This is a genomic window from Pseudomonas trivialis (genome assembly GCF_001439805.1).
Lineage (GTDB): Bacteria > Pseudomonadota > Gammaproteobacteria > Pseudomonadales > Pseudomonadaceae > Aquipseudomonas > Aquipseudomonas trivialis.
Genome location: NZ_JYLK01000025.1, coordinates 1 through 19701, shown reverse-complemented (window position 1 = coordinate 19701; position 19701 = coordinate 1). Strand labels below are relative to the sequence as shown.

At 62.3% G+C, this 19701-nt stretch carries 24 protein-coding genes; 12 read left to right on the top strand and 12 right to left on the bottom strand.

What is annotated here, in order from left to right; translation table 11 throughout:
- Position 1: 1 nt before the first annotated feature.
- Positions 2–613, bottom strand: a complete 612-nt coding sequence (locus TU79_RS23975) for a DUF2796 domain-containing protein (RefSeq protein WP_057010312.1) — start codon at positions 611–613, stop codon at positions 2–4.
- A gap of 131 nt (positions 614–744) precedes the next feature.
- Here TU79_RS23975 and TU79_RS23970 point away from each other — a divergent pair, with 131 nt between their 5' ends.
- Positions 745–1089, top strand: a complete 345-nt coding sequence (locus TU79_RS23970; RefSeq protein WP_057010311.1) for a hypothetical protein — start codon at positions 745–747, stop codon at positions 1087–1089.
- Here TU79_RS23970 and trxA read toward each other — a convergent pair.
- The 4 genes from trxA to TU79_RS23950 form a co-directional block, all read right to left on the bottom strand.
- A complete protein-coding gene (trxA, locus tag TU79_RS23965) occupies positions 1086–1958 on the bottom strand; it encodes a thioredoxin (protein ID WP_057010310.1) in 873 nt (290 codons plus the stop codon). The genes TU79_RS23970 and trxA overlap by 4 nt on opposite strands.
- 213 nt (positions 1959–2171) lie before the next feature.
- Positions 2172–2900, bottom strand: coding sequence for an Abi family protein (locus TU79_RS23960; RefSeq protein ID WP_231986877.1), 729 nt, complete (start codon positions 2898–2900; stop codon positions 2172–2174).
- 262 nt (positions 2901–3162) lie between these two features.
- Positions 3163–3816, bottom strand: a complete 654-nt coding sequence (locus tag TU79_RS23955) for a class I SAM-dependent methyltransferase (protein ID WP_057010309.1) — start codon at positions 3814–3816, stop codon at positions 3163–3165.
- Entirely contained in the window at positions 3813–4268 is a 456-nt protein-coding gene (locus TU79_RS23950; RefSeq protein WP_003232489.1) for a YbaY family lipoprotein, read from the bottom strand. The genes TU79_RS23955 and TU79_RS23950 overlap by 4 nt, the downstream gene beginning before the upstream one ends.
- Before the next feature lie 140 nt (positions 4269–4408).
- Here TU79_RS23950 and nrdR point away from each other — a divergent pair, with 140 nt between their 5' ends.
- From nrdR to TU79_RS23895, 11 genes are all read left to right on the top strand, one after another.
- The gene (gene nrdR / locus TU79_RS23945; RefSeq protein ID WP_057010308.1) at positions 4409–4879 is read left to right on the top strand and encodes a transcriptional regulator NrdR; all 471 of its coding nucleotides are present in this window, start codon (positions 4409–4411) and stop codon (positions 4877–4879) included.
- On the top strand, positions 4876–6003 hold the full coding sequence (gene ribD, locus TU79_RS23940) for a bifunctional diaminohydroxyphosphoribosylaminopyrimidine deaminase/5-amino-6-(5-phosphoribosylamino)uracil reductase RibD (protein ID WP_057010307.1): 1128 nt from the start codon (positions 4876–4878) through the stop codon (positions 6001–6003). Before nrdR ends, ribD begins: the two co-directional genes overlap by 4 nt.
- Before the next feature lie 46 nt (positions 6004–6049).
- A complete protein-coding gene (locus tag TU79_RS23935) occupies positions 6050–6712 on the top strand; it encodes a riboflavin synthase (protein WP_057010306.1) in 663 nt (220 codons plus the stop codon).
- Positions 6713–6727: 15 nt separating this feature from the next.
- A complete protein-coding gene (gene ribBA, locus TU79_RS23930) occupies positions 6728–7819 on the top strand; it encodes a bifunctional 3,4-dihydroxy-2-butanone-4-phosphate synthase/GTP cyclohydrolase II (protein WP_057010305.1) in 1092 nt (363 codons plus the stop codon).
- Between the two features lie 87 nt (positions 7820–7906).
- The gene (gene ribH / locus TU79_RS23925; RefSeq protein ID WP_003194576.1) at positions 7907–8383 is read left to right on the top strand and encodes a 6,7-dimethyl-8-ribityllumazine synthase; all 477 of its coding nucleotides are present in this window, start codon (positions 7907–7909) and stop codon (positions 8381–8383) included.
- A complete protein-coding gene (gene nusB, locus TU79_RS23920; protein WP_003232499.1) occupies positions 8380–8880 on the top strand; it encodes a transcription antitermination factor NusB in 501 nt (166 codons plus the stop codon). Before ribH ends, nusB begins: the two co-directional genes overlap by 4 nt.
- 18 nt (positions 8881–8898) lie before the next feature.
- Positions 8899–9864, top strand: coding sequence for a thiamine-phosphate kinase (gene thiL, locus TU79_RS23915; protein WP_057010304.1), 966 nt, complete (start codon positions 8899–8901; stop codon positions 9862–9864).
- Positions 9865–9996: 132 nt separating this feature from the next.
- A complete protein-coding gene (ribA, locus tag TU79_RS23910) occupies positions 9997–10614 on the top strand; it encodes a GTP cyclohydrolase II (RefSeq protein ID WP_003232505.1) in 618 nt (205 codons plus the stop codon).
- On the top strand, positions 10611–11030 hold the full coding sequence (locus TU79_RS23905; RefSeq protein WP_057010303.1) for a nuclear FMR1 interacting 1 family protein: 420 nt from the start codon (positions 10611–10613) through the stop codon (positions 11028–11030). The genes ribA and TU79_RS23905 overlap by 4 nt, the downstream gene beginning before the upstream one ends.
- Positions 11027–11836: a cobalamin-binding protein gene (locus TU79_RS23900; RefSeq protein WP_057010302.1), complete on the top strand. Its 810-nt coding sequence runs from the start codon at positions 11027–11029 to the stop codon at positions 11834–11836. Before TU79_RS23905 ends, TU79_RS23900 begins: the two co-directional genes overlap by 4 nt.
- Positions 11837–11950: 114 nt before the next feature.
- Positions 11951–12301, top strand: a complete 351-nt coding sequence (locus tag TU79_RS23895) for a hypothetical protein (RefSeq protein WP_057010301.1) — start codon at positions 11951–11953, stop codon at positions 12299–12301.
- A gap of 14 nt (positions 12302–12315) precedes the next feature.
- Here the strand turns inward: TU79_RS23895 and TU79_RS23890 are convergent, their stop codons facing one another.
- The 7 genes from TU79_RS23890 to TU79_RS26685 form a co-directional block, all read right to left on the bottom strand.
- Complete coding sequence (locus TU79_RS23890) at positions 12316–14205, bottom strand: TonB-dependent receptor domain-containing protein (RefSeq protein WP_057010300.1); 1890 nt, start codon at positions 14203–14205, stop codon at positions 12316–12318.
- Positions 14206–14345: 140 nt separating this feature from the next.
- Complete coding sequence (gene dxs, locus TU79_RS23885) at positions 14346–16244, bottom strand: 1-deoxy-D-xylulose-5-phosphate synthase (RefSeq protein ID WP_057010299.1); 1899 nt, start codon at positions 16242–16244, stop codon at positions 14346–14348.
- 111 nt (positions 16245–16355) lie between these two features.
- Entirely contained in the window at positions 16356–17243 is an 888-nt protein-coding gene (locus TU79_RS23880; RefSeq protein WP_057010298.1) for a polyprenyl synthetase family protein, read from the bottom strand.
- Positions 17240–17482: an exodeoxyribonuclease VII small subunit gene (locus tag TU79_RS23875; RefSeq protein ID WP_003176346.1), complete on the bottom strand. Its 243-nt coding sequence runs from the start codon at positions 17480–17482 to the stop codon at positions 17240–17242. Before TU79_RS23875 ends, TU79_RS23880 begins: the two co-directional genes overlap by 4 nt.
- Before the next feature lie 74 nt (positions 17483–17556).
- Complete coding sequence (locus TU79_RS23870) at positions 17557–18696, bottom strand: Fic family protein (RefSeq protein WP_057010297.1); 1140 nt, start codon at positions 18694–18696, stop codon at positions 17557–17559.
- A 133-nt stretch (positions 18697–18829) separates the two neighbouring features.
- On the bottom strand, positions 18830–19144 hold the full coding sequence (locus TU79_RS23865) for a hypothetical protein (protein WP_069665400.1): 315 nt from the start codon (positions 19142–19144) through the stop codon (positions 18830–18832).
- A gap of 1 nt (position 19145) precedes the next feature.
- Positions 19146–19701, bottom strand: a 556-nt coding sequence (locus tag TU79_RS26685; protein ID WP_248842908.1) for an RHS repeat-associated core domain-containing protein, incomplete at its 5' end; no start/stop codon positions are given.

Below are 19701 nucleotides of genomic sequence, written 5' to 3'. Positions count from 1 at the left end.
ATCAGAACTTCAGGGTGGTTGCTGTGGCCGTTGCGTCGACCCCTTGCTGGCCGCTCGGGCCGATCAGTTGTACCTGAATTTTCTTGGTGGCGGGGAAGGTCTTGAACACCTGGCTCAGGTCCAGGTTGCTCAGCGCCGTCGGCGTGGCGCAGGTGAACTGGTAGTGCGCGTGGATTTCGCTGTGGTCGTGGTGATGTTCGTGGGCCGCTGCGCCCTTGCCGTCGGTGGCATGGTCGTCAGCATCATCGTCATCGTCGTGATCGGCTTCAGGCTTGTCGCCAAACAATGGGCTGTTGAGTTCCTGGGTGCTCACCACGCAGCCGGCGGCTTTGGGCAGGTTGAACAAGGCCAGTGGGTTTTCCAGTTGCTTGCGCGCGGCGGCGACCTTGGCTTTGTCCGCAGCGGTGGTGGCCAGGTGTTCGAAACCCACCAGGTTCATGGCCGGGCTTTCCAGCTCAAGCTCCAGGGTCTGGCCATCGAGCACGGCGTTGAGGCGGCCCACGCCATGTTCGTGGGCGCCGAGGCTGCCGTGTTCGTGGTCATGATCTTCATGGGCATGGGCCACGGCCAGTGGCAGCAGGGCAAACGGCAAAGCGAGCAGCAGACGGCGCATGGGAAGGCTCCAGAACATGAAAGGTTTGTTATGTGATCTTATAACAATAGTGGCGAGAGTTTGACCGCGCGCTTGGCGTTGCGCAAGCCGCATGGGAGCATGCCCGTCAGAAAAAATGCAGGAGAAAGACGATGTTGCGAATTCGTGGAACCGTCGGCGACCTGCCGGTGGACTTGACCCTGGAGCTGGACGACGGCGATTGGGCCCGGCTGGGCGCGCAATTACAGGCCGCTCCGGCGCCGAGTACGCCGGCTGCGGCGCCGCCGGTTAAACAGGATGACGACCTGTGGCAGAACGCCCAGGCGCTGTTGCGCAAGGCCGGGCAGTTAAACGGCCTGGAGTTGCTTGATCAGTTGGAAGGATTGGCCGGTGATGCGGCGACAGGCAAGCGCCTGCTGGTGCGCCTGCGCCATAGCGCCAGCGTCAAGGTGAGCAGCGGCGGGGATACGCCGCTGTACCGTTGGGTCGGCGATTAATACAGCGCGGCGAACAGCTTGCGGCGGTACACGGTCACCAGCGGGTGTTCATTGCCCAGCAACTCGAACACTTGCAGCAGGGTCTTGTGCGGCAGGCCTTCGCTGTAGCTGCGGTTGCGGATGAACAGCTTGAGCAGGCCTTCGAGCGCCGCGTCGTATTGCTGGCGCGCCAACTGTTGAATGCTCAACTGGTAGGCCGCTTCGTCGTCCTGCGGGTTCTGCGCCAGCCGGCTTTTCAGGTCGGCTGCATCCGGCAGGTCGGCGGCCTGGCGCAGGAAGGTGATCTGCGCCTTGGCACCGGCGAGGGCGGCTTTGTGATCGTCGCCGCTGACCGCATCCAGCACGGCCTGGGCTTCGCCCAACTCACCGCGCTCGGCCAGGCAGCGCGCATACAGGATCAGCGCGGCAGCATGGGTATTGTCTTCACCGAGCAACGTCACCAGCAGCGCCTCGGCATCACTGATACGGCCTTCGGCAAACAGCGCCTGGGCCTGCTCCAACGGATCTGCCGCCGCCGGTGGCGGCATTTGCACGTGGGGCTCAAGCATCGCGCGCACCGCCGATTCCGGCTGCGCCCCGGCAAACCCGTCCACCGGCTGACCATCCTTGAACAGCACCACCGTCGGCAGGCTTTGAATGCCGAAACGCGCGACGATATCCGGCTGCGCCTCGCAATCGACCTTGGCCAGCAACAGCTCGCCCTGATAGCTCTCGGCGATTTGCGCCAGCATCGGCATCAACGCCTTGCACGGCGCACACCACTCGGCCCAGAAATCCACCAGCACGGGTTTTTCGAAAGAGTTCTGAATCACCGCCTGTTCGAAGTTGGCGGTGGTGACGTCGAAGATGTACGGCGTGGGTTCACTCATGGGGCGTCTCGAATAAAACGGGAATGGGGGCAACTATAAGGGCTGGCGCCGGCTATCGGAAGCCGCACGGCACTCAGCCACGAGGCGCGTGCCAGAACGGGTCCTGATTCCAGTCTGCGGGGAAACCCATTGCTTTCAGATTGATTTCGGAAAAATCATGGATCAGCTGTTGTAGGCGTTGATCCCAGCGAGAATGCGGGCTCACCTGATGCATCAGGTGATTGAGCATGCAAAGCGGCGCAAAGATACGAGGATGCGGTCCTGGCTGAAAGAGATGTTGCGGCCAAGGGAAGTTCGCTTTCTTCGGTAACTCGGGGGCGAATTCCCAGCTCCCGGTTCCACATCCGCGAGATCACCCAATGTGAGTTCCTCCAACATGGCCCAGCCAGGCATCAGCGCGGGAGAGGCATAGGTCATCGGATAATGACGGGCGTAGCTGTCCTTCGCTCTTTGTCGTTTCAACCGCTCTTTTCGCGCTGTGTCCGTCTGTGATCTATCAATGCGTTCGCACTCCTTTTGATAGTCGCGCAGCGCTGTTGACTGTTTGAGAGACAGGGTGGTGAGCAGACGTTGATGATCAAATGTGTGGTGAAACATCTGCGGATTGATATACCAGTGACTGCCATGGGTGGGCCCCATGTGGTTACTGATGACGGAGCGCGAGGCAACTTCGACTCTTTCGATCGCATCCAGAGTCAATAGACGCAGCCGTCGATCAAAATCGTAGAGACGGGTTAATTGGTTAAATTGGCTGTCGTCACGAAAACGATGGTCACGATCATCCGCAATCTGGAAAGGGCGCATGTAGGGGCTAAGGCGGAAGTAGCTGACCGACTGCAGGAAGGACTCAGCGCGAGTTTCGTCTTCAATGGCCAACCCACGATGCCTGAGCAGCTCCACTTGAGCTTGAACATCAATGGCTGGCTTGCTGAATGTCCTCATGCCCGGACAGTAACGCGCATAAAAAACCCGCACAATTTGTGCTTGATTGCTCTCGCAACCAGAGGCATGGCGGGTGTATTGCTGCGCAGGCTAGGCAACTGCCGGGTATTTTGCAAGGCCTTTGCCTGATTGGGCGTAAGCGAAATTATCTGGAAAAGCATTCAGTTCGATCATCCAGGCAGCGGGCGCAGGCGGGCATTTTCCATACCCGGCTTTTTGCTGTCTCAGTCAATCTGTTGCCGAAAATTTGTAACGAGCGGGCCTACCGCCGTGAATGGTACAGGCTCACCCTGCGAAACTCCCAAGGCTCGGCCAGGTCCGGCAGGGTCAGCGCATCGAGGATCTCCAGCCGCCGGTAATCGGCATGCTGAAAGTCCCGCACCCGCGAATCCGCCACCAGTGCTTCCCGGCCTCGGGTGAGGAAGTGATCCAGCAGCGGCAGGTTGGCGCGGTCGTACAGCACATCGGCGACGAGGATCAGATCGAAACGATCGGCTTCGGCAAAAAAGTCCGCCGAATAACCCAACTGCACGCCGTTGAGTTCGGCATTCGCCCGGCAGGCCGCCAGTGCCAGCGGGTCCAGGTCGCAGGCCACCACTTCCAGCGCGCCCGCTTTGGCCGCCGCAATGGCGGCCACGCCGGAACCGGCGCCGAAGTCCAGCACGCGCTTGCCCGCGACCCACTGCGGGTTCGCCGCCAGGTAGCGCGCCAATGCCAGGCCGCTGGCCCAGCAAAAGCTCCAGTACGGCGGTTCATGGAGGATGCGCCGGGTTTCTTCCTGGCTGAATGCGCGGTCCATGTTGTCGGCGTCCAGCAGCCACAGCGACAGCGCGGTGCCCGGCAGCGCGCAGGGCAGCAGTTGCGCGTCACCGATCAGTTCGCTCAAGGCGCGTTGCAGGTCCAGCGGTGCAATCATGGCGCCTTGACGAGTTGCAGGGGGCCGGTGGTCTGGGTGATCGCCTGGGTGATGCGCACGGCGGGCAGGTGCAGGATCAACTGGCCAGACTGGCTGGCACGGCCACGCAATTCAACCCGCGCACCGGCCGGGAAGGCCTCGGGGTTGAAGCGCAGGCGGAAGGCCAGGGGTTTGCCGTTGCCGGTCAGCACGCTGCTGGCGAGCAGTTGTTGTGGGCGCGAACGTTCGTCGATCACCAGCAGGGCCATCTCGACTTCGGCGCCGGCCGGCACGTTGGTCAGGTTGCCGCTGATTTCACGCTGATAGGCGGGCAGGGGGCCGACCTCTTCAATGCCCGGCACTTTTTTCTCCTGCGCGGGCGCAGGCACCGGTGCGGCGGGCTTGGGGGCTTCGCTGCTGCAGGCGACCAGAAAACCGAGCAGAGTGAGCAAAACAAGTGGTCGTAACTGCATGTACAGCTCCAGAAAGGACTAAATCCGTGACGTGAAAGGTAACAAACATATAAGCCTGCCTATATACCGTAAAGGCTATGGCTTGTCTTGCCACGGGGATGCGCTACCATGGCCCTCCCTTTTTTTGTTGCCTGCCAACCATGCACTGTCCCTTCTGCGGTGCCAACGACACCAAAGTCATTGATTCGCGTCTGGTCGCCGAGGGCGATCAAGTGCGTCGCCGGCGTGAATGCCTGGCGTCTGGCTGCGGTGAACGTTTCACCACCTTTGAAACCGCCGAACTGGTATTGCCCCGTCTGATCAAGTCCGACGGCAGCCGCCAGCCGTTCGACGAAGACAAACTGCGCGCCGGTATGCAGCGCGCCCTGGAAAAACGCCCGGTGAGTGTCGAGCGTCTGGAAGCGGCGCTGGCGCACATCAAGCACAAGCTGCGTGCGACCGGCGAGCGCGAGGTCAAGAGCCTGGTGGTGGGCGAACTGGTGATGGGCGAGCTGCAAAAGCTCGACGAAGTCGCCTATATCCGTTTCGCCTCCGTGTATCGACGCTTCCAGGACCTCAACGAGTTCCGCGAAGAGATCGACCGCCTGGCGCGTGAGCCGTCCAAACAATGAGCAATGAACAGGCGGTGCTCGACGCCCATTACATGGCCCGCGCCCTGGAACTTGCGCGCAAGGGCCTGTACACCACCCATCCCAACCCCCGCGTGGGCTGCGTGATCGTGCGTGACGGGCAGATTGTCGGCGAAGGCTGGCATGAGCGCACCGGCGAACCCCATGCCGAACCCAACGCCCTGCGCGCCGCAGGTAGCAAGGCGCGCGGCGCCACGGTGTACGTCACTCTCGAACCCTGCAGCCACCACGGCCGCACGCCGCCCTGCGCCGATGCGCTGGTGACGGCCGGCGTCGCGCGGGTGGTGGCCGGCATGCAGGACCCCAATCCGGAAGTGGCCGGGCGCGGCATGCAGCGCCTGGCCCAGGCCGGTATCGAGGTGCGCAGCGGTGTGCTGGAAGCCGAAGCGCGAGCGCTTAACCCCGGCTTTCTCAAACGCATGGAACATGGCCTGCCGTTCGTGCGGGTCAAGCTGGCGATGAGCCTGGACGGGCGCACCGCGATGGCCAGCGGCGAAAGCCAATGGATCACCGGCCCCGCCGCCCGCGCCGCCGTGCAGCGCCTGCGCGCCCAGGCCAGTGTGGTGCTGACCGGCGCCGACACGGTGCTGGCCGACGGTGCGCGCCTGACCGTGCGCGCCGCCGAGCTCGGCCTCGATCCCGACACCACCGCCCTGGCCATGTCCCGCCCGCCGCTGCGCGTGCTGATCGACGGCCGGCTGCGCGTGCCGCTCAATGCGCCGTTCTTCAAGGCCGGCCCGGCGCTGGTGATCACCTGCGTCACCGCGGAAAAACAGTTCCCCCGTGGCCCCGAATGCCTGGTGGTGCCGGGCGTGGAGGGTCAGGTCGACCTGCGCTCGGCGCTGGTGGCCCTGGCAGCCCGTGGCGTCAACGAGGTGCTGGTGGAAGCCGGGCCAAGTCTGGCCGGTGCATTTGCCCAGCAGGGCCTGGTGGACGAATACGTGATTTTCGTCGCCGGCAAGTTCCTGGGCTCCGCCGCCCGGCCATTGCTGGACTGGCCGCTTGAGAAGCTGGCCGACGCCCCCCAACTCAAGATCACTGACCTGCGCGCTGTGGGCGACGACTGGCGAGTCACTGCCATCCCTGTGCCAGCAGCGAGCGTATAATTCTGACCGGGCTCAGGCGCCCGTCCCCCGTTTTCAGGAGAACGACATGTTCACCGGCATCATCGAATCCATCGGCAGCATCCGCGCAATGACCCCCAAAGGCGGCGATATCCGCTTGCTGGTTGAAACCGGCAAGCTCGACCTGGGCGACGTCAAACTGGGCGACAGCATTGCGGTGAGCGGCGTATGCCTCACCGTCGTTGAACTGCCGGGCAATGGCTTTGCCGCCGATGTGAGCCGCGAAACCCTGGACTGCACCGCGATGAGCGACCTCAAGGCCGGCAGCCCGGTCAACCTGGAAAAAGCCCTCACGCCGACCACGCGTCTGGGTGGCCACCTGGTCAGCGGTCACGTCGACGGCGTCGGCGAAGTGGTCGCGCGCAGCGAAAACGCGCGGGCCGTGGAGTTTCGCATCCGCGCGCCCAAAGAGCTGGCCAAGTACATCGCCCACAAAGGTTCGATCACCGTGGACGGCACCAGCCTGACCGTTAACGCCGTGAATGGCGCCGAATTCGAGCTGACCATCATTCCCCACACCCTCAGCGAAACCATCATGGCGTCCTACCAGCCGGGCCGCCGGGTGAACCTGGAGGTCGACCTGCTGGCCCGTTACCTGGAGCGCCTGTTGATGGGCGACAAGGCCGCAGAGCCAACCGGCAGTAACATCACCGAACGTTTTTTGGCCGCCAACGGCTACCTCAAATCCTGACCAAGGGGGTGCCGCGTGGCGCTCAACAGCATCGAAGAACTGGTTGAAGACATCCGCCAAGGCAAGATGGTCATCCTGATGGATGACGAAGACCGCGAGAACGAAGGCGACATCATCATGGCCGCCGAGGCCTGCAAGGCTGAACACATCAACTTCATGGCCAAGCATGCCCGCGGGTTGATCTGCATGCCCATGAGCCGCGAGCGCTGCGAACTGCTCAAGCTGCCGTTGATGGCGCCGCGCAACGGTTCGGGTTTCGGCACCAAGTTCACCGTGTCCATCGAAGCCTCCACCGGCGTCACCACCGGCATCTCCGCCGCTGACCGCGCGCGCACCGTGCAAGCGGCTGCCGCCCGCGACGCCAGGGCCGAAGACATCGTCAGCCCCGGCCATATCTTCCCGCTGATGGCCCAGCCGGGCGGCACTCTGGCGCGCGCCGGCCACACCGAAGCGGCCTGCGACCTGGCGCGCATGGCCGGGTTCGAGCCCAGCGGCGTGATCTGCGAAGTGATGAACGACGACGGCACCATGGCCCGTCGCAGCGAACTCGAGACCTTCGCGGCAGAGCACAACCTCAAGATCGGCACCATCGCCGACCTGATCCACTACCGCATGATCCACGAACGTACCGTTCAGCGGATTGCCGAGCAGCCGCTGGACAGCGAACTGGGCCAGTTCAATCTGGTGACCTACCGTGACTCGGTGGAAGGCGACGTGCACATGGCCCTCACCCTGGGCAGCATCAGCGCCGATGAACCGACCCTGGTGCGGGTGCACAACATGGACCCGCTGCGCGACCTGCTGATGGTCAAACAACCGGGTCGCTGGAGCCTGCGCGCTGCCATGGCGGCGGTGTCCGAGGCCGGCAGCGGCGTGGTGCTGTTGCTCGGCAATCCGGTGGATGGCGATGTTCTGCTCGCCCATATCCGTGAAACCGCCGAGCACGCCACGATCAAGACGCCGACCACCTACAGCATCGTCGGTGCCGGTTCGCAGATTCTGCGCGACCTGGGCGTGCGCAAAATGCGCCTGATGAGCGCACCGATGAAATTTAATGCGATATCCGGATTCGACCTGGAAGTTGTAGAATACGTGCCCTCCGAATAAAACCGGCGATTTTTGCCCCTTGTTCGCGGTTAACACATCACTGAGGGACGCCTTTTTCGCGTCCCTGCTCTTTAAGAGATTTGTCGAATGACCCTGAAGACCATCGAAGGTACCTTCATCGCCCCCAAAGGCCGCTACGCCCTGGTGGTTGGCCGCTTCAACAGCTTCGTGGTTGAAAGCCTGGTAAGCGGTGCCGTGGACGCCCTGGTTCGCCACGGTGTGAGCGAAAGCGATATCACCCTGATCCGTGCCCCTGGCGCCTTCGAAATTCCACTGGTTGCGCAAAAAGTTGCTCAACAAGGCGAATACGCGGCGATCATCGCCCTGGGCGCCGTGATTCGTGGCGGCACCCCGCACTTTGAATACGTCGCCGGTGAATGCACCAAGGGCCTGGCCCAGGTGTCCATGGAGTTCGGCGTGCCGGTCGCGTTCGGCGTGCTGACCGTGGATTCCATCGAGCAGGCCATCGAGCGTTCCGGCACCAAAGCCGGCAACAAGGGCGCAGAAGCTGCCTTGTCCGCCCTGGAAATGGTCAGCCTGCTGTCGCAGTTGGAGGCCAAGTGATTTCCGACGACGGCGACAACTTCAACCCACGCGACCCGCGCCCTGCGGACGCCGGCAAGCCTTCGAAAAACGAAAAGCGTCGCGCTGCGCGTCAACTGGCCACCCAGGCGCTGTACCAGCGTCAGATGGCGGGCACCTCGTTGACCGAAATCGAAGCGCAGTTTCGCGTCGACAATGACTTCACCTTCGCCGACCTGCCGTATTTCCACGACATCCTGCACGGTGTGCACGCCAACCTGAGCGAGATCGACGCGGCCCTGGCCCCGTGCCTGGACCTGACCATCGAAGAACTCGACCCGGTTGAGCTGTGCGTCATGCGCCTGTCCGCCTGGGAACTGCTCAAACGCGTCGACGTGCCGTACCGCGTGGTGATCAACGAAGGGATCGAACTGGCGAAAGTCTACGGTTCCACCGACGGCCACAAGTTTGTCAACGGCGTGCTCGACAAGCTGGCCCCGCGCCTGCGTGAAGCCGAAGTCAAGGCGTACAAGCGCTGATGTGCGCTTGAGTCCGGCATGGGCGAGTTCGAGCTGATCCGCAATTACTTCGCCGCCGCGCCCTGTGCGCAGGGCGGCGAAGGCATTGCCCTGGGGATCGGCGACGATTGCGCCTTGCTGGCGCTGCCTGCCGGCGAGCAACTGGCGGTTTCCACCGATACCCTGGTGGCCGGCGTGCATTTTGCCAACCCCTGTGACCCGTTCCTGCTCGGCCAGCGCTCGTTGGCCGTGGCGGTGAGCGACCTGGCTGCCATGGGCGCCAGCCCCCTTGCATTCACCCTTGCCCTCACCACCCCGACCGTCGATGCCGATTGGCTGCAACGCTATGCCCAGGGTTTGAACGCCATGGCGCAACGCTGCGACGTAAGGCTGGTGGGGGGCGACACCACGCGCGGCCCGCTGAGCCTGACCCTGACCGTGTTTGGCCGTGTGCCGGCCGGTCAGGCGTTGACCCGCAGCGGTGCGCAGCCGGGGGATCTGCTTTGTGTGGGCGGCGAATTGGGCAATGCCGCCGGCGCGTTGCCGTTGGTGCTGGGCCAGCGCACCGCGGATGCCACCATTGCCGAGCCGCTGCTGGCCCATTACTGGTCGCCGCAACCGCAACTGGCCCTGGGTGTGGCGCTGCGCGGCAAGGCGACCTCGGCCATGGATATCTCCGACGGGTTGCTGGCCGACTGCGGGCATATCGCCAGGGCGTCGGCGGTCAGCCTGTTGATCGAGCAAGAGGCGCTGCCGTTGTCTGCAGCCTTGCTGGCGTTTGTTGGCGATGACGAGGCCCGTGTGGCCGCGTTGAGTGGCGGCGATGACTATGTGCTGGCGTTCACGTTGCCGGAGGCTGCGCTCGCGCCGCTGCTGGCCGGTGGCTGGCCGGTCCACGTGATCGGTCGGGCGGCGACGGGGCAGGGCGTGACGCTGCAGGATGCCAATGGGCGCGACGTCACCCCGCGGGTTCGTGGCTATCAGCATTTTCATGAGACACCGTAGTGACGTGCATAGAACTGCGGCGAAGGCCAATCGAACCGATTGATCTTGATCAGCGCTCATTGAGCTTAAGCGTCTGTCGGAACCTGCTGTTACAATGCCCGCCTCTGTGAAATCTGAAATCAGGAGCACACGGTGCCCGTCGTTTTCGTCGCCGCTTCCAAGCTGCCTACCCCTTTTGCCACGTTCACCATGAACGGCTTTCTCGAAGAAGCCACCGGGCGCGAGCACGTTGTGCTGAGCCTGGGCGATATCGCTGATGGCGAGCCGGTGCTGGGCCGTGTGCACTCCGAGTGCCTCACCGGTGACGCCTTGTTCAGCCAGCGTTGCGACTGCGGTTCGCAACTGGAAGCGGCGCTGCAGGCTATCGCCCGTGAAGGCCGTGGGGTGTTGCTGTACCTGCGCCAGGAAGGCCGGGGCATTGGCCTGATGAACAAGATCCGCGCTTATGAGCTGCAGGACGGCGGTGCCGATACCGTTGAGGCCAACGAGCGCCTGGGCTTTGCCGCTGATCAACGCGACTATGGGATCTGCCTGCCGATGCTGGAGCACCTGGGTGTGAAATCCCTGCGCCTGATGACCAACAACCCGCGCAAGGTCAAGGCCCTGACCGAGATGGGCATCACCGTCGCCGAGCGTGTGCCGCTGCACACCGGGCACAACCCGCACAACAAGCTTTATCTGGCCACCAAGGCCAGCAAGCTCGATCACATGATGGGCAATGAACACCAGGGCGAGGTCGACCGCGCGTGACTCGCGGCCAGGTGAAACGGCGACTGTCCATCAACTGGTGGCAGTACCTGGCCCTGGCATTGCTGCCGTTGTTCGTGATCAATCTGGTGTTTGGCCGCGCCCAATCCCTGCTGCCCATGCTGGCCATGCCGTTCTTCATTGCCGGCGTGGCGTCGATGTTTCTCAGTCTGCGCTATTTCCATGGCTATAAAAACGCGCTGATCGCCACCTCAAAGGCCCTCGATACACCCGAAGAACCCGCCGCCTGGATCACCCTTGCGGCCCGTCGACGCACGGCTTTGCTGATGGCCGCGCTGCCTGCCTGGATCGGTGCGCTGGCGGTGTTCGTCGGTCTGGAGGCGGTACCGTTGTTCTTGCTGGCGCTGTCGACGACGGTGTTGTTTTATCTCTACCGCATCCCGCGTCAATTGGGATGAAACGCTATTGGCTGGCGCTGCTGCTGGCGTTCAGTGCCCAGGCATTGGCTGCCGAGCGGGTCATCAGCCTGGCGCCGTCGCTCTCAGAAATCATGCTGGAACTGGGCGCCGCCGATTTGCTGGTGGGTGTGCTCGATGGCGGCGAGCGTCCAGCGGCGCTGGCGAACGTGCCCTCGGTCGGGCATTACGGGCAGTTGGACATGGAGCGCCTGCTGAGCCTGCAACCCGACCTGATCCTGTTGTGGCCCGGCAGCGTCGGCCCGGCCCAGCGTGAGCAGCTGCAACGCCTGAAGATCCCCGTGTATGTCGCCGAACCCCACAGTCTTGAGCAACTGGCGAGCCAGGTGCAGGCTATTGGCGAGCAGGTGGGCCGCGCCGATGCAGGTCGCCAGCTCGCCACCCGGCTGCGCCAGCGTCTGCTTGAATTGCGCAAACGCTACCAGCGCGCCGAGCCGGTTCGGGTGTTTTATCAGGTGTGGAATCAGCCGCTGTATACCGTGGGTGGAGGACAGATCATCAGTGATGCCCTGGCGGTCTGCGGGGCCCGCAACGTGTTCGACGACCTCACGCTGCCGGCGCCGCAGGTCAGTGTCGAGTCGGTGCTGCAGCGCAATCCGGAGGTGATCCTGGCGGGGGATCAGCAGCAACTGGAAGCCTGGAGGGCCTGGCCGCACATCGCGGCGGTGGCCCAAGGACGTTTGCTGCGGGTGCCCGATAAAGGGCTGGAGCGGCCCAGCGGTCAAATGGTCGACGCAGTGGCCAAACTCTGCGAGTTGATTGCACCGCAACGTGCGCGTTCACGGTAAACCTTTTCCTACCTGTTATTGAGATTTGTCGGTCGGGCGATTTCGGCAGCGCAACGCTACGCTGCTGCGCGCGATGCGTATCGCATAGCGATTGTTCAATAACAGGAGGTGACCATGCGACGTTTGATCATTGGTAGTTGCGCTGCCATTTTGCTGGGCGGGTGCAGCACGTTGGAAGGGATCTCTACGATCATGAATTTCAACGACCACGCTATTCCCACCAAAATCTACGCGGGTGGCGCCACGAAACAGGACATGCTTGCGATCCAGCAGCCCCGGCGCGTCATCGCGGCGCGCACGGGGTTTCTAGAGTGCCTTGACTACCAGTTGGAAAACAAAGGCAAGAAACAGGACTTTTATGTCGGCATTACCGATGCGGGCCGTGTGGGCGCATACGGATTCATAGGATGTGAGCTGGCAATCAAGGAAGGTTATCTGGATGCCGGCAAGGCGTCTGTCCGGTAGCGGTTGCCGGGTCGCTACAGCTTGGGTGTCCAGGTCATGGCCAGCCTCCAGGTACGGCCCTCTTCGCGGTAGTCCTGATTGTTGGAGAAGTCTGGCGCGTTGTAGCTGTAGCGAGCACGGGCGTATTGGCGGTCCAGCAGGTTGTCGACCTTGAGCGAAACGCTGACTTGCCGTGTGACAGCCCACCGGCTGCGCAACCCGACCAGCGCATAGCCGCCCAGGCGGCCCTGATTGTCTGGAGCGTCGTAGCTGTTGCTGATCGCCTGCCAGCTTGCACCCAAGCCCAATCTGTCAAATTGCCGGTCCAGATCCAGGCTCAACGTGCGGCGTGCGCGACGGGCCAGGGTGTGGCCGGTATCGCGATCACGCGGGTCGATGAATGAAACGGCCAGATTGCCCTGCCAACCGAACAGGTCCTGCCTGAGCGCCGCTTCAAAGCCATTGACGCGGGCCGAAGCGACGTTTTGCGGCTTGCTGGTGCTGTCCAGAATGATCGCGTCGCTCAAGTCCGTACGGTACAGCGACGCTTCCAGGCGGGTCAGGTCAGTCAGTTGGCTGCGCCATTGCAGCTCGTAGCTCTTTGAGGTTTCGGGCTGCAGGTTGGGGTTGCTGTACTGCGTGTCTGGGTAGTAGAGGTCGTTGAAGGTCGGCGCGCGAAAGCCCTCGCTGTAGCTCAAGAGCACGTCGTTGTCGGGGTTGATCGGTAGGCTCAGGGTGCCGCTCCAGCTGTTCCGGTTGCCGAACTGCTGGTTCTGGTCGCGGCGCAGGCCCAGCTCGGTGGAAAACCACTCGCCGTGAAAGCGATGCTGCACAAAGGCTGCACGGTTCCAGCGGCTGTTTTCGCTGAAGGTGGTGGAACCGTGGAAGCGGTCTTCGTACCAGTCGCCGCCGAGTATCAGGCTGTTGCGGTCATTGAGCGTCAGGTCGTTCTGCCAGTTGATTGAGTCGCGGTAGGTGTTGAACACGCTGAAATCATCACTGAGCATGTCGCGCTTGGTGTCACGGTTTTCGCTGTGGCCCAGTTCCAGGCGCGATTGCCAGCCCTCACTGAGTCTGGCATCCACGTAGCCGCTGGCGCTGCTGACGGTGTAGTCGGTATAGGGTTTTTGCCCGACGCTCCGGCCAGTGGCGACGTCGTAGCGGCCGAAGCTGTTGTCGTACTCCGACTTGCCCCGGTTATCCAACAGATTAAAACCCGCCTCCCAGTCATCGCTGAACGAGTGGCTGAGGTTCAGGCTGACGGACTGGTTGCGGTAGGCGTCGCGGTCGCCGTCGCTGGGGAACGACGCGTGGGTTGAGTTGATGCCAGCCGTTTCATCCAGGCTCGCGCCGAGGTTGAAGCGCGTGTGTTCATCGCCGCCAGACAGACCGAGGCTGCGCTCCCAAGTCCGGTTGCTGCCGAAGCCCAGCTTCAGGCGCGGTTGCAGGCCCAGGTCGGCGTTACGCCGAGTGAACACCTGGATCACTCCACCAATCGCATCACTGCCGTAGATCACCGCGCGTGAGCCGCGCAGCACTTCCACCCGCTCAATCTGGTCGACGTTCAGGTATTGCAGGCCGCTGTCGCCCGACGTGGCGTTAGCGATGCGCTGACCGTCCACCAGCACCAGGCTTTGTGCGGACGTAGTGCCACGCAGGTAGACCCCCGGCAAACTGCCACGCCCGCCGCTGGGCGCGATTTGCACACCAGGAACCCGACTGAGCAGGTCGGTGAGGCTGGTGGACTGCAGGCGTTCGATGTCGTCGCGGGTGAATACGGTGTTGGCGGCGCTGCTGTCGTTGCGGGCCTGCACCTGACGGTTGGCGCTGATCACCACGTCGGGGAGATTGAGGGCATCGTCACGGCTGGCGGCAAGCAGGTCCGAGGCGGGCAGAAGCAGCAGGGCAAGGCGAAGATGTTTCATGGCTGTCCATAGCATTGAAAGTTGACCCAAAACCAATGTGGGAGGGGGCTCGCTCCCGATTGCGGTGTGTCAGTCAACTCGAATGTCGCTGACCCACTGCTATCGGGAGCAAGCGCCCTCCCACATGTTGGCCCCGGTTGTTACAGGGCCAGCAGGGCCATGCGTTGGCGCACCGAGGCTTCGATACCGGCTTCGTCCAACCCGCATTCGGCGAGCATCTGCGCAGGTTTTGCATGTTCGACATACACGTCCGGCAAGCCCAGGTGCAGCACCGACTTGAGGATATTCTCCCGCGCCAGGCACTCACTGACCGCCGCACCGGCGCCGCCCATGATGGCGTTTTCTTCAAGCGTGACCAGCAGCTCATGGCTGCCGGCCATCTCGCGCACCATGGCTTCATCCAGAGGTTTGACGAAACGCATGTCGACCACCGTCGCGTCGATCTTCCCGGCGACGTTGAGCGCCTCGGCCAATTGCACGCCGAACACCAGAAAAGCGACCTTGCTGCCCTGGCGACGCACGATGCCCTTGCCGATTTCGATGGGCGCGAGGTCTTTTTCGATCACAGCGTTCGGGCCGGTACCGCGCGGGTAGCGCACGGCGGCGGGGCCGTTGTACAGGTGGCCGGTGCTGAGCATCTTGCGCAGTTCGTTCTCGTCGCTCGGTGTCATCACCAGCATGCCGGGAATGCAGCGCAGGTACGACAGGTCGAAACTGCCGGCGTGGGTCGGGCCGTCTTCGCCCACCAGGCCCGCGCGGTCGATGGCAAACATCACGTCGAGGTTCTGCACCGCCACGTCGTGAACCAACTGGTCATAACCGCGTTGCAGAAACGTGGAGTAGATCGCCACCACTGGCTTGGCACCTTCGCAGGCCATGCCGGCGGCGAAGGTCACCGCGTGTTGCTCGGCAATCGCCACATCGAAATAGCGCAACGGGAAACGCTCGCTGAACGCCACCAGGTCGGAGCCTTCCTTCATCGCAGGGGTAACCCCCACCAACCGTGGATCAGCGGCGGCCATGTCGCACAGCCATTCGCCAAACACACCGGAGTACTTGGGCCCGCTGGCCTTTTTCGGAGCGGCGGCGGGGGCGTCCAGGGGTTCGAGCTTGGTGATCGCGTGATAGCCGATCGGGTCGACCTCCGCCGGTGCGAAGCCTTTGCCTTTCTTGGTGACGATATGCAGGAACTGCGGGCCCTTGAGGTCGCGCATGTTGCGCAGCGTGGCAATCAGGGTGGGCAGGTCATGGCCGTCGATGGGGCCGATGTAGTTCCAGCCCAGCTCTTCGAACAGCGTGCCGGGCACCAGCATGCCCTTGGCATATTCTTCGGTGCGACGGGCAATTTCCCACGCACCGGGCAGGCGCGAGAGCACTTTTTTGCTGCCCTCACGCATGCTGGCGTACGTGCGGCTGGAGAGGATTTTCGCCAGGTAATTGGACAGCCCGCCGACATTGCGCGAGATCGACATGTCATTGTCGTTGAGGATCACCAGCATGTTGGCGTCCACTTCCGGCGCATGGTTGAGCGCTTCGAACGCCATGCCGGCGGTCAGCGCGCCGTCACCGATCACGGCAATCGCCTTGCGCTCGCTGCCTTGCAGACGGGCGGCAATCGCCATGCCCAGCGCGGCGCTGATGGACGTGCTGGAGTGGCCGACGCCAAAGGTGTCGTACTCGCTCTCGGCACGGCGCGGGAAGGCAGCGATGCCGTCCTTCTGGCGCAGGCTGTTCATGCGCTCGCGACGGCCGGTAAGGATTTTATGCGGGTACGCCTGATGACCCACGTCCCACACCAGGCGGTCATCCGGGGTGTCGAAGACGTAGTGCAGCGCGATGGTCAGCTCGATGACGCCCAGGCCGGCACCGAAATGCCCACCGGTCTGGCCGACCGTGTAGAGCAATTCCAGGCGCAGTTCATCGGCCAGGGTTTCCAGCTCGGCTTCAGCCAGTCGACGCAGGCCGTCCGGCGTGGCAGCACGGTCGAGCAGCGGCGTGGACGGGCGTATGCGGGGAATCTCTTGAAACGTCGTGGGCATCAGGCGAATCGTTATAGGTATAGAAGAGGCGGCAGTTTACCTCAAGCATCGCAAACTGCCCACGCGGAGCGCCGAAGTTGACCGATAGGCGGCGCAAATGGCCGCTGTTGATCAGTGGCGACGTTCGACGATATACCGCGCCAGGTCGCGCAGTGGCGCGGCCGCCGCGTCGAAAGGTCGCAGCGCGGCCAGCGCCTGATCGCGCAATTCCAGGGCGTACGCCTTGGCCGCATCAAGCCCAAGCAGCGCAGGATAAGTCGGTTTGTCCCGTGCGATATCGGCGCCCTGGCGTTTGCCGAGGGTGGTGGTATCACTTTCCACGTCGAGAATGTCGTCCTGCACCTGAAAGGCCAGGCCGATGGCCCGCGAGTAGGTCTGCAGCGCCGCCAACTGCGCGGGCTCGGCGCGACCGCTGGCCAGGGCTCCCAGGTGCACCGCCGCTTCGATCAGCGCGCCGGTCTTGTGGCGATGCATATGCTCCAGGGCCGCCTGGTCCAGCTTGAGACTGACCGAACCCATGTCGATGGCCTGCCCACCGACCATCCCGGCCGGGCCTGCCGCCAGGGCCAGGGCGGTGACCATGCGCAGGCGTGTTTCGGCGCCGACGCGGCTCAGCGCCGGGTCCAGCAATGCGCTGAACGCCAGGCTCTGCAGACCGTCACCCGCAAGGATCGCACAGGCTTCATCAAAGGCTTTGTGGGTGGTCGGCTGGCCGCGCCGCAGATCGTCGTCGTCCATGGCCGGCAAATCGTCATGCACCAGAGAGTAGGCGTGAATCAACTCCACCGCACAGGCCGCGCCGTTGGCCTGCTCGGCCGGCGCGCCCAGTGCCTCGCACGCGGCATAGGCCAGCAACGGGCGCACACGCTTGCCGCCATTCATCACGCTGTAGCGCATGGCGTCATAAAGGCGGTTGAGTTCGGGGCCCGGCGCAACAAACAAGGGCGCAAGCGCCGCATTGACCCGGGCTTGGCTACTGGCCTGGTACGCATCGATCATTCGGGCTGTTCCGCATCGAAAGGTTCTTCGGCCAGCTCCCCGTCACGTTCCAGCAACACCTGCACCTTCTGCTCCGCCTGCGCCAACGCGCTCTGACAGTCACGGGTCAGGCCGATGCCTTGCTCAAACGCCGTCAACGAGTCTTCCAGCGACAACTCGCCGTTCTCCAGACGCTCGACCAGGGTTTGCAGGTCGGCGAGGGATTGTTCGAAATCGAGTGCAACTTTTTTGCGGGCCATGGCGGCTATTCCGGTAGACGGTAAACCGGCGCGACACTAGCAGACATGGGGGATGGGGGCAAATGAGGGGGCTGTCATTCGCCCTTGTTGCTGACTTGATAGCGCGTGTTGCGCCCGCCGCCGGGGAGGCGGACCAGGCAGTTTTTTTCCAGCAGATCGGCCAGATGTCGCGTGGCCGTCGCCTTTGAGACCCTGGCGACTGCCTGGTATTGCGCGGCACTGATGCCATGCTCGAAACCTTTTTCGCCAGCATCGAGTAGCCGGTTGAGGACTTTGAGCTGTTCGGCGGATAACGCTGTGTCATGGTGGCGCTGCCAGAATCGAGTCTTGTCCAGCACCCGGTCAATCCGCATTATTGCCTGTTGCATGCTTCGCAGCAGAGTCTTGAGGAACCACAGCAGCCAGTCAGTGATATCCAGCGTGGCCTTCTGGCTGGACTCCAGTGCATTGTAGTAACCAGCGCGGTCTTCGAGGATGCTGGCCGACATGGCGTAAAAACGGATGGACTGATGCTCGCCTTGGGCCAGCGCCATGTCTGTAATGGCGCGTGTCAGGCGGCCATTGCCGTCATCGAAGGGATGCAGCGTGACAAACCAGAAATGCGCAATGCCGGCGCGCAGCAGCGGGTCCAGCTCAGGCTGATGGCGGCTGGTTTCGAACCACTTGAGAAATTCGTTCAGCGCCTGCTCAAGACCCAGGCGCGGTGGCGCCTCGAAGTGGACGGTCGGCCGGTCAAGCCGCCCCGATACCACCTGCATCGGCTCCTCGCCCCTCAAACTCGCGACCTTGACCGGACGCGTGGCAAGGCTTGCCTCCTCGAACGGGAATAACAAGTGGTGCCAATTAAATAAACGGGCAAGGGTGAATGGGTGGGCGAAGTGCTCGGTGGCATCCATCATCAGCTCTGCCAGCCCTTCACTGCGACGGCTGACTTGGCCGTCCTCCATCGCCTGCAAGCCCATTCGGCGCGCGAGGGAGGAGCGTACCGAGCCGACATTCAACTGCTCGCCCTCAATAGCCGAAGAGGTCAGGATGTTTTGCAACAGCGTGTCCAGTTCGTTCTGCGCACTGACGGCCCGGGTGACGGAACCGAGCATGCCCAGCAAACGGCCTTGGGCCTGTGCGCACTCGCGCAGAAGCATTGCCAGACGGCCTGGCTGCCAGTGGAAGTGGGGCCAATCGGCGTGTTGCCAGATCCAGTGTGGGTGATCCATCGTGGAATGCCTGGGTGCGTGAGCCGAATATAAAGGTTGTTCGGCTCATTTAGTGAGCTGATTGTGCGTTTTATTCAGCTCACCGTCCAGGCCAATAGATGAGCCTTACGGTATTCCGATGTGGCATGTTGCGTCATAGTTTCTGAGCTTCATAGCTTCCGGCAACTACCTGAAAAATTACTTCTCCACCATTGCTCGCTGTAAAACAGAAGGTTTTCCCTATTTCACTGGGCTCTGATCTGATGGCCTCCTGTAAGAGGGTTGAGTTTTCCTCTTCATACATATCGCATATATCGGCCCCAACGGCACCAATGCCTTGAAAGGCAACAAGTTCGTTGAACGTAATTTTCCATGATCTTTCTTTCCAGTCTCTAAAATCCATGACCAATGCATTTCTTGTACAAGTTACTTTTTCAATTGTTCCATCTGAAACGGGAAATTTCGTCATGTCAGATTCCTGGATGCTTTTCGCCTGGTAAAAAGCCGGTGCCGTGCCCCTCTTCATATTTTCCTGGCTGCACCTTGATGGTTAGGTTGTTTCTTTCCGTTTGCTTCCAACTCAGATTGCTTGGTTTTAGCTCTATATGGTAGTGCTCGCCGTGATGTCTCGGTACGAATGGGCCCTCGTCGCCCGGATGGCTTTCAAATCTGATTCGGGTATCGCTGTTGGGCCTCCATTCCATTCGTCGAGTATCGTGTCTAGTCATAGATACTTTAGGATTAACGCCTAAAACTTCGGTTAAGTCATTTGGGTCTTTTGGGAAATGAGTGCGAGCATCGGGCTGCGTCGGGGCGCCCTCATTCTGTAGATGTCGTATGGCAGGCTCTTCAACACCATAAGATGGATTACATCCATCTCCACCTGGGCATGTGCTTAACCCCAGCGGATCCACCCACCCCGTAGGATTCGGCACGTACTGGTACGCATTGATCCCGCCCGCCAGCTTCACCGGGTCCGGCGTCAGATAGCGCCCAACATTCGGATTGTAGTAGCGATGGCGGTTG

What these genes read in the sequence shown, in the direction of transcription:
- TU79_RS23975 (WP_057010312.1), bottom strand. Translation starts at nt 613, where the DNA reads ATGCGCCGTCTGCTGCTCGCTTTGCCGTTTGCCCTGCTGCCACTGGCC.
- TU79_RS23970 (WP_057010311.1), top strand. Translation starts at nt 745, where the DNA reads ATGTTGCGAATTCGTGGAACCGTCGGCGACCTGCCGGTGGACTTGACC.
- trxA (WP_057010310.1), bottom strand. Translation starts at nt 1,958, where the DNA reads ATGAGTGAACCCACGCCGTACATCTTCGACGTCACCACCGCCAACTTC.
- TU79_RS23960 (WP_231986877.1), bottom strand. Translation starts at nt 2,900, where the DNA reads ATGAGGACATTCAGCAAGCCAGCCATTGATGTTCAAGCTCAAGTGGAG.
- TU79_RS23955 (WP_057010309.1), bottom strand. Translation starts at nt 3,816, where the DNA reads ATGATTGCACCGCTGGACCTGCAACGCGCCTTGAGCGAACTGATCGGT.
- TU79_RS23950 (WP_003232489.1), bottom strand. Translation starts at nt 4,268, where the DNA reads ATGCAGTTACGACCACTTGTTTTGCTCACTCTGCTCGGTTTTCTGGTC.
- nrdR (WP_057010308.1), top strand. Translation starts at nt 4,409, where the DNA reads ATGCACTGTCCCTTCTGCGGTGCCAACGACACCAAAGTCATTGATTCG.
- ribD (WP_057010307.1), top strand. Translation starts at nt 4,876, where the DNA reads ATGAGCAATGAACAGGCGGTGCTCGACGCCCATTACATGGCCCGCGCC.
- TU79_RS23935 (WP_057010306.1), top strand. Translation starts at nt 6,050, where the DNA reads ATGTTCACCGGCATCATCGAATCCATCGGCAGCATCCGCGCAATGACC.
- ribH (WP_003194576.1), top strand. Translation starts at nt 7,907, where the DNA reads ATGACCCTGAAGACCATCGAAGGTACCTTCATCGCCCCCAAAGGCCGC.
- thiL (WP_057010304.1), top strand. Translation starts at nt 8,899, where the DNA reads ATGGGCGAGTTCGAGCTGATCCGCAATTACTTCGCCGCCGCGCCCTGT.
- TU79_RS23900 (WP_057010302.1), top strand. Translation starts at nt 11,027, where the DNA reads ATGAAACGCTATTGGCTGGCGCTGCTGCTGGCGTTCAGTGCCCAGGCA.
- TU79_RS23895 (WP_057010301.1), top strand. Translation starts at nt 11,951, where the DNA reads ATGCGACGTTTGATCATTGGTAGTTGCGCTGCCATTTTGCTGGGCGGG.
- TU79_RS23890 (WP_057010300.1), bottom strand. Translation starts at nt 14,205, where the DNA reads ATGAAACATCTTCGCCTTGCCCTGCTGCTTCTGCCCGCCTCGGACCTG.
- dxs (WP_057010299.1), bottom strand. Translation starts at nt 16,244, where the DNA reads ATGCCCACGACGTTTCAAGAGATTCCCCGCATACGCCCGTCCACGCCG.
- TU79_RS23880 (WP_057010298.1), bottom strand. Translation starts at nt 17,243, where the DNA reads ATGATCGATGCGTACCAGGCCAGTAGCCAAGCCCGGGTCAATGCGGCG.
- TU79_RS23875 (WP_003176346.1), bottom strand. Translation starts at nt 17,482, where the DNA reads ATGGCCCGCAAAAAAGTTGCACTCGATTTCGAACAATCCCTCGCCGAC.
- TU79_RS23870 (WP_057010297.1), bottom strand. Translation starts at nt 18,696, where the DNA reads ATGGATCACCCACACTGGATCTGGCAACACGCCGATTGGCCCCACTTC.
- TU79_RS23865 (WP_069665400.1), bottom strand. Translation starts at nt 19,144, where the DNA reads ATGACGAAATTTCCCGTTTCAGATGGAACAATTGAAAAAGTAACTTGT.